This is a genomic window from Wolbachia endosymbiont (group A) of Limnophora tigrina (assembly GCF_964263225.1).
GTDB lineage: Bacteria > Pseudomonadota > Alphaproteobacteria > Rickettsiales > Anaplasmataceae > Wolbachia.
Map to the genome: position 1 here is coordinate 379,291 of NZ_OZ181654.1, position 15,331 is coordinate 394,621.

The window sequence follows — 15,331 nt, forward strand, 5'->3', positions numbered from 1 at the left end:
TGCTATTTTAATAACGAGTAGCAGGTTTCTTTGCTTTTTTCATTTGTAATACCTTTTTCTATAAGAACACTCTGCATGTAAGTAGGCACTTGAATGCTACTATTAAACATGCTTTGCGGTTCAGAAAACAATCCGCTATTTAATATCTGGTCTTGCTCATCATTATAGGCTTTTTTAAATCTATCGATTTGCTTTTGACTTAAATTTTCTGAAAATGCCCTGTCTATATACGAGTCTAAAAGACTAGAAATTGTATCGTAATTGCCACTTGTAATTTTTGCTGTGATAGCTTTTTGTACTGCTAAAAAATCAATTCTTACTGATTTCCATGCTATACCACTGCTACGAGCTGCTTGCTTCATTACTTGCTCTAGCTTTTCCACTATACGTAAAGTACAGCCTATTGTCTCCTCTTTTGGTAAAGTACTGCTTTCATAAGCTCTGCATTTCATGTTGCATTTATTTCCATTGAACCAGCTATATAATACATAATAAAGCATCATGTCTGCATTACTAATATTCTCAAGCTTTTCTTGAATAATAGGTGTAGATGATTTACAGCTGGCCACCTTACCTGGTAAAAATGGCTGTTCAGTATTAGATACTGGCTGTATCCAACCTTTTATCCAAGAAACCCAGTTGCCTATCAGTGAAGAATGTCTACCTGCCCCACTACTTTGAAACTGACCTACAGTAGGCTGATCTACAAAAAGATGACTATGCCTGATATTAGCAACGTAATCGTGCTCTTTTTCTTCCAGAGCTTGCCTTAGGTATTCTACCACACTTACATGGTTTGCAGAAATAGCTAGATCAAGAGGTTTTTCATGATCAATACTGAGAAGATCAATATCTGCTCCTTTTTCCTCCACAAGAAATTTTACGGTTTCTAAATGACCATTACTAGCAGCACAGTGGAGAGGTGTCCAATTATCTGCACTTACAGCATTAACACTTATTCCTTTATCAAGGAAAAATTTTACAATATCTTTATGTCCATTCTCAGCAGCAATATGTAGAGGCATTTTACCACTCAGATCAACAGCATTAATATTTGCTCCTTTCTCTTCTACTAAAAATCTTACAGCTCCCAAATGACCATACCTTGCAGCATAGTGTAATGGTGTCCAATTGTCCTGACCTAAATCATTAACATTCATTCCCTGGTTTATTAAAAGTTCTATAACTTTTTGATGCCCACGTTCAGCAGCAATATGCAAAGGTTTTGCGTTATCAGCATCTACAGCATTAAAATTTGCTCCCTCAGCTAAAAGCGATTGGACAAAATCCAAATTACCAGAATGGGCAGCATAATGCAGTGGCGTCCAAATTAAATTAGTATCTGGATCATTAATGCTTAGCCCTTGCTGTACAAAAAGTAATACAATATTTTTATGTGAATTGCTAGCTGCAGAGTGTATAGGTTTTTTTCCATCGTTGCTTACAGCCTTAATATCTGCACCTTCTTCAATCAGAGATTTAACAACTTTCAAGCGGCCATGACGGGCAGCATAATGCAAAGGTGTTAATTTTTGATGATCAATATCATTAACATTTAATTCTTTTTGTATAAAAAATTCTACGACATTTTTATGCCCATGCTGGGCAGCAATATGTAAAGGCCCAGCACCGTAAGCATCTTTATTATTGATAATGTTTCTATCTTGACGAACAAGAAACCTAATAACCTCTAAAAGTTTACTATCATCAATGTGTTTATTATTCTTGCCTTTAGCAGCATAATATAAAGGTGTCCAATTGTCTTTGCCTTTGTCATCAATACTTAGCTGCTTTTGCACAACAAAAAATTCTACTATATCCTTATGACCATACTGAGCAGCATAATGCAAAGGTTTTGCATTACTAGAATCCTGAGCATTGACATTTGCTCCTCTACTTACAAGAAGTTTAATCACTTCCAAATTACCGCCCTTAGCAGCATAATGTAGTGGTATTTGGCTCTCTTTATCTTGATAGTTAACATTTAATCCTCTGCTAAGGAAAAACTCAATAGCGTTTTTATGTCCATGTTCAGCAGCAATATGTAAAGGACTCACACCGTTAATATCAAAAGCAATAATATTTGCTCCTCTACCAGCAAGAAATTCAATAACGTTTAAGTTACCACTTTTAGCAGCATAGTGCATCAATGTTCTATTATTCTTATCTTGGTCACTAACACTTAATTGCTTTTCTACAGTAAAGAACTCTACAATATCTTTATGACCGTATTGTGCGGTAATGTGTAAAGGCTTTAAATTGTTAGAATCTTTGGCATTGATATCTGCTCCTCTACTGATGAGAAATTTTATAACTTCTAAGTTACCACTCTTGGCAGCATAGTGTAATGGCGTCCACTTATTCTTATCTAAATCATTGACACTTAATCCCCTATTGAGGAAAAACTCTACGATATCTTTATGTCCATACTCAGCAGCAATATGCAAAGGTTTTGCTCCACTTATCGTTTGATCATGAATATTTGATCTAAAGTTAATAAGTAGTTTCACAACTTCTAAGTTACCACTCTTAGCAGCTTCATGGAGCGGGGTAAGGTAATCTTTATTATTTTTAGCATTAGTATAAGCCTTTTTTCTAAGAAGAAACCTGACAATCTCTAAATCACCACCTTGAGCAGCTTTATGCAATGGTGTTAAGTCATTATCATCTCTAGAGTTAACATCTGCACCTATATTAAAATAATATTCAACCTTTCTAAAATCTTTCTGACTTATCGCATCAAATAATCCTGCGTTTGAAAGAGCTTTCATGACTTCTAGGTGGCGCTTTTCTGTAGCAAGTTGTAACGGTGTTTTGCCATGAAAATCTTGAACATTAATATCCGCCTCTCTTTCTATAAGCAATTTCACAACCTCTGAGTGACCAGAATCAGCAGCATAATGGAGTGGTGTCCAGCTATTCCAACCAGAAGCATTAATATTTGATCCGCTGTTAAGCAAAAATTCCACTACGCCTTTATGGCCATATTGAGCAGCAATATGTAAAGGTTTTATGTAATGAGAATCAGCATTAACATTTGCCCCTTCTTCTACTAAAAGTTTTATGAGTTTTATGTGGTTTCTATAAGCGGCATAATGCAGTGGTGTCCAGTTATTGTGACCAGAATAATTAACATCAGCTCCTTCTTTAAGATAACCTCTAACTCTTTGTATGTCATTCCTTCCTACAGAATGAAACATAGCCTCATTTAACAGTAATTCAGTAATTTTTCCATTCTCTTTTTCTTTAGCAAGTTGTAATGGTGTTTTACCGTTTGAATCCCTTGCGTTGGTGTCTGCTCTCTTTTCTATTAGTAACTTTACAAGCTCAAAATAACCTTCCTCTGCAGCATAATGTAATGGCGTTTTATTATTTTTGCCTGCTTCACTAGCACTTACTCCATGTTCAAGCAAGAACTCAGCAACATTTTTGTACCCATTTTTGGTAGCAACATGTAACGGGCTTTCACCACTAATGCTTTTCATGTTTAGGTTCGCTCCTTTACTTTGTAAAAACCTTATCATCGATAAGTCGCCATTTTCTGCTGCAATATGCAACATTCCCCATCTCCACCTGTTAGTCACATCAACATCAGCTCCACTAGTAAGATATTCACTAATCTTGTCACGATCTCCCTGCTTAACAGCATTAAATAACGCCTTATCTTGTAACAATTTAATAATCTCAGGGTCAGTTGCAAGTTGCAATGGCGTGTTTTCTTCAGAATCTTGGATATTGATATCTGCGCCTTTCTCTATCAAAAATTCTACAACTGCTAAATGGCTTTTCTCAGCTGCTTGATGCAAAGCTGTTTTTCCACTTGCACCTTTGTCATCGATACTCAACCCTTCTCTGTTTTTCCTTAGGAAAAACTCCATCACATTTGTATGACCATATTGAGCAGCAACATGCAATGGCTTATTTCTGTTAGTATCCTTAAGGTTGATATCCGCGTCTTCTCCTACCAGAAATTCTACTACTGCCAAGCGTCCATGTCTAGCAGCATAATGAAGTGGTGTCCAATTATTCCTACCACGACTGTCAACACCCTCACTTTTCTCTTTCCCTACTATCAAAAACGCTACTACGTCTTCGTATCCATTCCTAGCAGCATAATGCAAAGGCTTTGCATTATAAGACTTAGCATCAACATTTGCTCCTTGCACCTTTAGAAGCCTAACGATTTCAATGTAACCTTTGCTAGCGGCATCATGCAGCAATGTCCAGTCATTTTCGTCTTTGTAGTTAGGGTCTGCTCCTTCAGCAAGATACTGTTCAACTTTACTTAGCTCTCCTTGTTTCACAGCATTAAATAATGCCTTATTACGCAATAATCTTGCTGCTTCTTGATGGTTTTTACCGCTTGCTAGTTGCAGAGGTGTTCTGTTGTCAGTACTTTTAGCATCAATATCTGCTCCTTTTTCTATCAGAAACTTTACAACTTCTGGATACCCTTTGTCAGCAGCGTAGTGTAGCATAGTCCAATCATTATTACCTTTATAGTTAATGTTTAGCTCATCTCCGTGCCACCTAAGGAAAAATTCTATAATACTTCTATGCCCGTTATCTGCAGCAATATGTAAAGGCTTATTTCCGTTAGAGTCTTGAGCATTAATATTTGCCCTCTTTGTTATCAGAAGTTCTACAACTGCCAAACCACCTCTGCTTGCGGCATAGTGAAGCGGTGTCCATCCATTTCTATTCGCATCATTAACACTAAGGCCAGCTCTTTCCTCTCTCAGAAAGAATTCTACTACGTTTCTACGACCGTAATCAGCAGCAATATGCAAAGGCTTGTTGCCATTTTGATCTCTAGTATTAATGTTCGCCCCTCCTGATATTAGAGTCTGAGCAACTCTTAGATGTCCTCTGCTTGCAGCTTCATGTAATACTGTCCATCCATTCTTATCTGAATAATTAACGTTAGCTCCATTATCAAGGTATCTTTCTACATCCTTTAAATTGCCCTGCTTTACAGCATGTAATAATGTTTTATTTTGTAATAATCTTTTAATTGGCCCTTCATTAGCTAGTTGCAGAGGTGTTAGATTATCATAGTCAATTGCATTAACATCTGCACCATTCTCTATGAGAAACTCTGCAACTTCAGGGTGGTTATACTTGGCAGCATAATGAAGCGGTGTCCAAGCATTTTTGCCCCTATCGTTAATGTTAGCACCTGCCTCATTCACACCATTTTTTCTACTGAGAAAGTATCTTACAACATCTAAAGAGCCTTTCTCGGCAGCAATATGCAAAGGTTTATTTCCATCTCTACTTTTAGCATCAATATTCGCTCCCTTCTCTTCCACTAAAGACCTGATTAATGGCAAATTATTTCTCACAGAAGCAGCATGTAAAAGCCCCCATCCCCATCTATTAGTAGAGTTTACATTAGCTCCATCTCTGAAAAAGTCTTGTACTCTCACTAAATTTCCTTCTTTCACAGCGTCAAAAAGTGCTTTATTTAACAATAACTCCTTGACTCCTTCATCCTGGGCAAGTTGTAGAGGTGTTTTGCCACCAGAGTTTTCTGCATTGATATTTGCACCTCTTGTTATCAGAAGCTCCACAACTTCCGACCTGCCATGCTCAGCGGCATAATGGAGTGGTGTCCAGCTATCTTTACCTAAATCGTTAACACTGAGCTTTCTATCAAGAAAAAACTTTACTATATCCGTATGTCCATTCTTTGCAGCAAGATGCAGAGGTTTATCCCCATCAGCATCTTTAAGATTAATATCTGCACCTTTTTCTCCTACTAAATATCGAACAACTTCAAAGTGATTGCTCTCAGCAGCATAGTGTAGTGGTGTTTTATTATCTTTACCTTTATCATTAACTTTACCATTAAGTAGGAGCTTCACAATGTTTATGTGGCCATATTGTGAAGCAATATGCAAAGGTTTGTCCCCATCAGAATTTTCAGCATCAATGCTTGACCCTCTTTCTACTAGAAGCAAAGCTATTAGCAAATGACCCCTTTTAGCTGCGTAATGCAACAGTGTCCAATCATTCTCACTTAGAAAATTGGGATCAGCTCCACTATCAAGATATCTTTGAACTTGAGTATATTCTCCTTGTTCTAAAGCATCAAGTAGTGCCTTATTTTGTAATGACCTGACAATTTCCTGATTATCGCTTACAAGCTCCAAAGGTGTTTTACCTTGAGCATTCTGAATGGTAATATTTGCACCTTCTTTGACAAGAAAGCTGACTATTTGTGAATAGTTGTTTGCACTAGCATAATGCAGTGGTGTCCAATCATCTTTGCCTTTATCGTTAACATCCATGTTCCGTTCCTTAATAAAGGACCTTACTATTGGTTGGTGCCCATTTTTTGCAGCAATATGTAAAGGCTTATCCTTCTCAACATTTTCAGCATTAATGTCTGCTTGATTGTTTGTCAAAAATGTTACAACTCCCAAATTTCCACCCTCAGATGCATGATGCAGAGGAGTCCACTTATTTAGATCAGCTGCATTTACATTAGCTCCATGTTCGATTAAAGGTTCAACTATATTTAAATAGCCATGTCGTGCAGCATGATGGAGAGAAGTTTCGTTGTTTTGATCGCGATAATCAACATCAGCTTTTGTGCCATTAACTTCCTTGTTAAGATAGCTTGTTACCTCCAATACTTCATCTCGTTTTACAGCATCAAACAGCCCTTCATTTAACAAGAACTGAATGACCTCAGACTCGCTTGCCAGATCTACCGGTGTTTTACCTTGAGAATCCTGAGCATTAATATTTGCACCTTTCTTCACAAGAAACTTTACAATTTCAATATGATCTTCTTTCGCAGCATGATGTAGAGCTGTCCAATTGTTTCTATCTTTGATATCGATAGCAGCTTCTTTTTCTTCAATCAGGTACTGTACAACATTAAGACTATTGCTTGCAGCAGCATAATGAAGTGGTGTCCACTTATTTTCCCCTTGCTCGTTAACACTTAATCCTTGTTGATCAATAAAAAATTCGACAATATCTTTGTACCCATTTTTTGCAGCAATGTGCAAAGGCTTTTCTCTGCTATCAGTTCTAGCATTAACATCTGCTCCTTTTACTACTAAAAACTCTGTAATTTTTAGATAACCATTAAGCGCAGCATAATGTAGTGGTGTCCAGCTATTTGAGTCTGAATAGTTAATATCAACTTCATTTGGAGAAAAGTCCTTGATTATATTAATGTCATCATCAAGGCCAGCCTGTTTTACAGTATTAAGTAGTTTTCTACTTCGTAATAATTTTGTAATCTCTTTATGGCTACTGCCTTTTTCCACCGCAAGATGTAATGGTGTTTCATTACTCAAACCTTTAGCATCAATACTTGCTTCTTTTTCTATAAGGAACTCTACTACTGCCAAGTGACCTTCGTAAACAGCATGGTGAATCGGTGTCCAACCTTTTTTATCTGGTTGATTAATATCTGCCTGATTATTGAGCAAAAGCTCTACAATATTTTTTTTGCCATAAGCAGCAGCAATATGTAAAGGTATCTTTTCATCAAAATCTTGAGTATTAATAGTTCCTGAATCTTTCTCTATGATTGCTTCTGCAGATCTTTGATATCCCAAACTAGCAGCATAATGTAACGGAGTCCACTTATTGCTTTCATACCAATACTCAAGATTAGCCCCCTCTTCAATACAATCTCTAACCTTTGATACATTATTTTGTCTTACAGCATCAATCAACGCTTTACCAAGTAGCGCCCCTTTGACTGCGCTATCTTCAGTAAGTTGTAATGGTGTCTGGCTGTCAGCATCTTCAACATAAATGTCTGCTTCCTTTTTTACTAAAAGATCTACCAGTTCCTTATGTCCCTTACTAGCTGCATAATGTAGCGGTGCCCAGTTATTTTTACCACGATCATTAACATCCATTTCTTTCTCAACAAGAAGAAAATTTACAATATCGTTATGCCCATGATCAGAGGCAAGATGTAGTGGCTTGTCACCATCATTAGTTCTAACATCAATATTTGCTCCTTTCTCTACTAAAAATCTGATAAACCTTTCATCATCTACCGATCTGTTTGCACCATGGTGTAGTGGAGTCCAGCCTTGAAGGTCTGAATGATTAATGTCAGCACCAGCATCAAGATATCCTTTAACCTCATCAAGATTTCCTTTTTTAACTGCTCCAAATACTTGCTCAAAAAGTGCCTCATTCAACAATAGCGATACAACTTCCTGATGTCCTCTCTCTCTCGCCAGTTCTAGCGGTGTTTTACCGCCTGAATTTACAGCATTAATATCTGCTTTTTTTTCCACCAGAAGCTTGACGATTGACAAATGTCCACCTTCAGCAGCATAGTGAAGGGGACTCCAATCACTTTTGCCTTTATTATTTATATTTAACAACCCCTTTTCGTTTTTAAGAAGAAGTTTTATGATATTTTCATGCCCACAATCAGCTGCAATGTGTAAAGGCTCATTATTGTCAGAATCTTTAGCATCAATAACAGTAGAGTCGTTATTTATAAGTACTTCTGCGGAGCTTTGATAACCTAAGTGAGCAGCATAATGAAGCGGTGTCCATTTTTTATCTTCATATGAATAATTAAGGTCAGCTCCAGAGGTAATATAATCTCTAACTTTTTCTATATCATTTCTTTTTACAGCATCAATTAATGCTTTACCCAGCACTATTCTTTTAATTACTTCGTAGCTTCCATTTTGAGCAAGTTGTAGCGGTGTCTTATTGCTAGAGTCAAGACTTTCAGCATTAATATTTGCACCTCTCTTTATTAAAAACTTTGTAAGCTCCTGGTGACCCTCAGAAATAGTATAGTGCAGTGGTGTCCACCTATTTTTTCCTTCTTCATCAACGCTTAACCCTTTTCTCTCTACAAAAAACTTCACAATTTCTGTGTGTCCATGCTTAGCAGCAACATGTATAGGCTTTTCTCTATCATTGGTTATAGTGCTTACATCTGCTCCTTTTTCGACTAAAAATTCCACAACTTTTAGATCACCATTAGAAGCAGCATAATACAGCGGTGTCCAATTATCTAAGTCCGAATAATTAACATCAATCTCACCTATGAAGAGATATTTAATACTATCAAGGTCATCATTAAGATTCTCCTGTTTTACAGCATTAAATAATGCTCTGCTTCGCAATAATTTTGCAACCTCCTTATGGCTATCACCTTTCTCATCTGCAAGTTGTAAAGGTGTTTCATTGCTTAAGCCCTTGGCATCAATATTTGCTCCTTTTTCTATAAGAAACTTCACTACTGCTGGATGACCTTTATCAGCAGCATAGTGTAGAGGTGTCCAACCATTTTTTCCCTTACTTTCAATAAGCTCAGCCTTATTTTCATTTGGATGTTCTCTAAAAAAAAATTCCACAATATTCTTGTGACCATATTCAGCTGCAACATGCATAGGATTACTATCTTCAAAATCTTTAGCATCAATAATGGTAGCATTGTTCCTTACAAGAATTTCTGCTGATCTCTGATAACTTAAGCCAGCAGCATAGTGTAATGGCCTCCATCGTCTGTCTTCATATGAATATTTAACATCAGCTCCCTCAGAAATGAGATTTGTAACTTTTGATCTATTATCTTCTCTTACAGCATCAATCAATGCCTTGCCCAGTATTATGCCTTTAATTTCTTCATTATCTCCACTCTTGGCAAGATCGAGCGGAGTTGTACTATTAGAGCTGTCTGCATAAATGTCTGCTTCCTTTTTGATTAAAAACTCTACCAAATTCTTGCTGCCCTTGTTGACAGCATGGTGTAGAGGTGTGAAATTTTCCTCCCCACGATCATTAACATCTAACCTCTTCTCCTCAATAAAAAACTTTACAATATTTCTATGCGCATGACTGGAAGCAACGTGTAATGGTTTATCCCCACTGTAAGCTGTAGCATTAGCATCTGCTCCTTCTCTTACTAACAGTCTAACAAGGCCTACAGCTTCTGGAATTCTGTTAGCAGCGTGGTGTAATGGAGTCCAACCATCATGATCTAAGTGGTTAATCTCAGCTCCATCATCAATATACTCTTTAATCTGCCTAAGGTTTCCTTCCTTCACAGCGTTAAACAATAATTTGTTTAATAGCAATTTTACAATTGTCTGATGGTTATTATCCCTAGCTAGTTGTAATGGTGATTTACTGTCAGTATTTACTTCATTGATTTCTGCTCCTTTTTCTACTAATAGTTTTGCAATTCTAAAATGTCCCTTATCAGCAGCAATGTGTAGAGCAGTGGAAGCATTTTTGCCCTGAATATTAATATCTGCCTCATTATCCAGTAATAGCTTTACAATATTTTCCTTACCATAATCAGCAGCAATGTGTAAAGGTGTGTTATTTTCAGAATCTCTAGCATCTAAAGTGGAATTATTATTTACAAGCAATTCCGCTGATCTCCGATAGCCTAAGCTAGCAGCATAGTGTAATGGTGTCCACTTATTCTCCTCACGCGAATAATTAACACTTGAACGATCAATATATTCTTCAACCTTTGGGATATTATTTTGTTTTACAACATCAATTAACGCTTCACCTAACAAAATTTTTCTAACCTCTGTGTCATTAGCAAGTTGTAATGGTGTTTTACTCTCAGAATCTTCTGCTTTAATGTTTGCTCCTTTTTTTACCAAAAGCTTTACGAAATTTACGTAACCTTTACTAGCTGCGTGATGAAGGGGCGTTTGTCTACTTTTATCTCGAGCGTCAATGTCAACATCATCTTTTGTAACTAAATATTTCGCTAGTTCTATGCTATTATTGCTGGCTGCATAGTGCAGTGGTGTCCAATTATCCTTACCTTGATTGTTAGTGTTCAATCCTTGCTCATCAATAAAGAACTTAACAGTGTTTTCGTAAGTTTTTTCTGCAGCAATATGTAGTGGTTTATTTCCATCAAAATTTTTAGTGTTAACATTAGCTCCTTTCTCTATCAAAAATTTAGTGAACTCAAGATCTTCAGGGCTATGACTGACAGCATGGTGCAGAAGTGTCCATCCATCTTTTTGGCGTGCATAATTAATATCAGCCCCATTATCAAGCTGAGTTTCTACTTTAGTTCGATCTTTGTCCTTGACAGCTGCAAGCAGCAATTCATTTTTTAATAAATCTGCAACCTCATCATGTCCACCTTTATTTGCAAGCTCCAATGGTGTTTCGTTATCAGAGTTTTTAACATTAATTTTTGCTCCCTTTTCTATGAGAAACTCTACAACTGGTAAATGCCCTTCCCTGGTAGCATAGTGCAGCGGAGTAGACTGATCTGTGGTTTTAGAATTAATCAATGATTCTTGTTGTTGTTTTTCTACTAGAAGCTTTGCAATCTCTAGGTACCCTTTATTCGCAGCATAGTGTAAAGGGGTCCAATTGTCTTTGCCTTTTCCTTCAACTTCTACTCCTTTATCAAGAAAAAACTTTACAATATCTCTATGTCCAAAATCAGCTGCAATGTGAATGGGCTTGTTTCCATCATTAGTTTTAATGTTAAGGATTGCGCTTTGATTACTTACTAAAGATTTTGCTATTTCTAAGCTGCCAAATTTAGCTGCATAGTGCAGTAAGCCCCAGCCATCTTGGCCAACAATAGTAAAATTGCTTCCTATTGCGTTCTTATCATCACGCCTTATACCCTGCATTATATGTTCAGATATAGTCATTTCCAGCCTCCAATACCTATATTAATAAACCCTTAGACCACTGAAAAACTTTATAAGTCAGTACTCTAAGCTTTCATGTATATTCTAAATATTATATGGTGTAAACATTTATTATAAAAAGACTATACTCTTTTATACTTTGAAGTTTGCATTATTTATTAGCAAGAGCCTTTATTACTGAATGAACAATATCACGCAACGTTCTATCCTTAACTTTTCTATATTCTCTTACTAATCGTGATATTTCTTCGCTACCTACATCGCTACGAAAGGCCTTATCATGTAAATCCTCAGAAGCTTTGGTAAAAAAATATGACATATCAACAGACAAAGCTTCTGCCAAATTATACAATCTATCAACTACAAGCCTTACCTCTCCAGTTTCATATCCTTGTATATGCTGAAATGAAATTCCAAGCTTTTTTCCTAAGTCCCTTTGACTAAAACCACACATTAGCCTTCTTTTCCTTATCCTTTCCCCTATTTGCTTATCGATAGGATGTTGTATAGTCATTTTACGTATCAGATAATATTAACTATGTATTATCACTTTGAGAAAAAGATTTTACCAATATATAAACTGCACTACGTAACCTTTTGCTCTTAATTTCGTTATATCCTTTGACTAACTTTAGTATTTCTTCATCATAAGCTTCATGTGAGTTGTCATGCACATCATTAAAAAAATCAGCAATATCTATCGATAGTGCTTTTGCTAAATCATATAATCTACTGGCCAAAACACAATTTGAACCATTTTCGTACTTTTGTATCTGTCTATATGAAACACCTATTCTCTTTCCCAATTCGGTCTGTGTCAAAGCACGGTCTAGCCTTAATTGTTTTATTTTCTTACCTAACTGCACTTTCATTCCTTACTCAAACCTGCAACAAATTTTATGAAGTGGAAAAAAGCTAGCAAAGTAATTGCTTTAATAATTTCTGCCTCTCGCTAATTAAATTGTTTGGCCTTATGTATTTTTTCTCAATCTCCCTCATCTCTTTTTCTCGTTCTGCAATGCTATTTCGTATTACCTCAGCTGAATATCTGCTCTTGCCACTTGCAAACTCTGATCTTAGTCTTCTAACCTTGTATTCGAGCTCAGCAAATCTTTCGTGTTGCTCAAGAAGTTCTATCATATGACTAATTTCAGAATTTAGCTTTTTTTCCTCAACATCTCTCACAATAAAAGAAAGTAGAAGCTTATCTATTTGGTAATCAATATTTGGTTGAGCAGCAAATAGATCGATTATGGCTTTTACGTCAGTGGGATTTGCAACTAATAAGCTAAAATTACTACATAGAAAACTATAGAACTTTATCGTCTTCACAAGATAATTTTTCATATCTTGTGATAATTGCAATTCTTTGTGAATTCCTGACAGCAATATTTTTAATTCTTTCAAGTATTCTACATTAAAATTACCTACTTCTGTAGGTAAAAGGATCATTAACAGCTTTTTTACAAGCTCAACATCATTTGATTTTACTGCATTATAAAGAGCTTTACCCTTATCTTCTTTTAAATCATAAAGCTCTGATGAGTTATCTATACTGAACAAATAATTTGTTACTTCAGTATTTCCTTGAGGAGAGTAGATTAAAATGTCCACTTCTCTTAGCGGGTGATCATCATTAAACTTTTCTAACAGCTCTTTATCGGTAGTTTCTTCTATTGCTACAGCTGCTTTACTGATCTTTTTCAGCTCAGCAATATTATCTCTTGAATTTTCAAGTATATCTTTAGCCTTTTCTAGGAGCTGCTAATATAGAATTACTTTTTCTTCATCATCGAGTAGATGACAATGCTTCTTCAACTTTTTAGTGGAGTAAGATAGAATATCCATTTTTTTCAATTTTACAATCACAATACCCCATTTTTGTTGAAACTGAAATAATTTTTACAAGATGTGTTTTTTTATATGAAATGCCTGTAAAACTTGTTATAAACATATATAGTAAATCGACAAGTCGTATAATATTAATAATTAAATAATATTTATCACGATATGATCGAATATTGATTAAATTACGTGGGGGTTACAATGAAAAAAATAAAAAGTAAAAAATTGTCTAGAGAAACATTAAAAGCGATAAAGCTGGTAGCAAAAGAAGGATTATTACCTAATTTTATAAAAGCTGCTCCAATAGCAAATAAAAAGATTAGTAAATCACCTGCTTTAGCATATCCTGAAGAGCTCAATCCATTTCAATCAGCTTTATGCAAGATAAGGCTAAATGAATATGAAGATATGAAATTAAGTGAATTCTTGGAAAAAGCTATTGCAGCTAAAAATATAAACGAGTTAAGTAAAGTTGTCGATGAAGTTTTGAACTTAGGAATAAGGATAAATGCTGCCAATAAAGATGGCTTTAGCTTCGCTAACGTTACAATGTTTAAGATGTATAGTGATAAATTCAAAGGAAATAAACAAGAAGATATAATCAGGAAGTTAGCCTTAAATGGAGCAGATTTTAATGTACAGGTCGATAAGAAAATAACTGAAATTCATCAAAAGGTGCAAAAAGAAATTGAGCCACAAATATATAGTCGACTCAAAAGGCTCAGGGAAGTTGGAGAGAACGCTACCATAGCAGGAACTGTTGAAAATGTAGAAATTGACAATAAGACCTTCTATATGGAATTTTCGCATAGCTGCATAGTTGATGTTGCAAAAGTTGTAGAAGGTGCAAAAAATTTGGGCCTAAGCAAAGGAGATTTAAATCTCGGTGGCAATATCATAAAAATAGGTGAGGGTGGAGTTGAAGTCAAAACTGGAAAAGACGGTGAAAGAAATTACGTAGATATATCGGATAACAGCGCTTTTACAGTAACACTTTACACTAGCCTAGGAGAGCTAAATTTAATGGTATATCATAACACAGAAAACTATCATCACGTACAAGTTAAAGTGGAAGATAAAGAGATGTGGAATGAGTTGCAAAAAATAGGAGAAATCGTAGGAAAAGGTTGTTTATTTGGTGGAATGTCTGTTAAAGAAGCAGTAGAAAAAGGCAACTTTATTAGATGTGGAAAATGTAGTGAGCAAAAATCTAGAAGCAGTGAGACTTTTTCTTGGGTAGATAAATTAAAAGACAACAAAACGACATCTGTGGAACGTTCTTGATTGGAGGCAAGTAGCTATGTTTCACGTAGCTACTTGTATATCAGAAATAAATGGTAAATAATTTAACTATTACAAAGTAAAGTAGTTTTTAAAACTTAATCCAATTTACCATAAACAATTTACTTTGGTTAGCATTGCTTGTAGAAGTGTTTTATATTATAAAAAATACCTAGACTTTAAAATTTGTATTATTTGTTAGCAAGAGCCTTTATCACTAAATGAACAATATCACGCAATGTTCCATCCTTAATTTTCTTATATTCTCTCACTAGTCTTGATATTTCTTCGCTACCTACATCTCTATGAAAGGCCTTATCATGCAAGTCTTCAGAGGCTTTGGTAAAAAAATATGACATATCAACTGACAAAGCTTCTGCCAATTTATATAACCTATCAACTATAAGTCTAACTTCTCCAGTTTCATATCCTTGTATATGCTGAAATGAAATTTCAAGCTTTTTTCCTAAGTCTCTTTGGCTAAAACCACACATTAGCCTTCTTTTCCTTATCCTTTCCCCTATTTGTTTATCAATAGGATGTTGTATGGTCAT

The 15,331-nt window shown here is 35.6% G+C and carries 6 protein-coding genes; 1 reads left to right on the forward strand and 5 read right to left on the reverse strand.

What is annotated here, in order from left to right; all coding sequences use genetic code 11:
- Window positions 1-2: 2 nt before the first annotated feature.
- The 4 genes from ACE38P_RS01805 to ACE38P_RS01820 form a co-directional block, all read right to left on the reverse strand.
- Complete coding sequence (locus tag ACE38P_RS01805) at window positions 3-11,651, reverse strand: ankyrin repeat domain-containing protein (RefSeq protein WP_374699416.1); 11,649 nt, start codon at window positions 11,649-11,651, stop codon at window positions 3-5.
- 151 nt (window positions 11,652-11,802) lie between these two features.
- On the reverse strand, window positions 11,803-12,165 hold the full coding sequence (locus ACE38P_RS01810; protein ID WP_374699417.1) for a helix-turn-helix domain-containing protein: 363 nt from the start codon (window positions 12,163-12,165) through the stop codon (window positions 11,803-11,805).
- Window positions 12,166-12,187: 22 nt separating this feature from the next.
- Window positions 12,188-12,517 carry a helix-turn-helix domain-containing protein gene (locus tag ACE38P_RS01815; RefSeq protein WP_374699418.1) on the reverse strand — a complete coding sequence of 110 codons (330 nt, stop codon included), beginning with the start codon at window positions 12,515-12,517 and terminating at the stop codon, window positions 12,188-12,190.
- 49 nt (window positions 12,518-12,566) lie between these two features.
- The gene (locus ACE38P_RS01820) at window positions 12,567-13,265 is read right to left on the reverse strand and encodes a hypothetical protein (protein WP_374699419.1); all 699 of its coding nucleotides are present in this window, start codon (window positions 13,263-13,265) and stop codon (window positions 12,567-12,569) included.
- Window positions 13,266-13,697: 432 nt separating this feature from the next.
- Between ACE38P_RS01820 and ACE38P_RS01825 the strand changes: the two genes are divergently transcribed.
- Complete coding sequence (locus ACE38P_RS01825) at window positions 13,698-14,780, forward strand: hypothetical protein (protein WP_374699420.1); 1,083 nt, start codon at window positions 13,698-13,700, stop codon at window positions 14,778-14,780.
- Window positions 14,781-14,968: 188 nt separating this feature from the next.
- Here the strand turns inward: ACE38P_RS01825 and ACE38P_RS01830 are convergent, their stop codons facing one another.
- Window positions 14,969-15,331 carry a helix-turn-helix domain-containing protein gene (locus ACE38P_RS01830; RefSeq protein ID WP_374699421.1) on the reverse strand — a complete coding sequence of 121 codons (363 nt, stop codon included), beginning with the start codon at window positions 15,329-15,331 and terminating at the stop codon, window positions 14,969-14,971.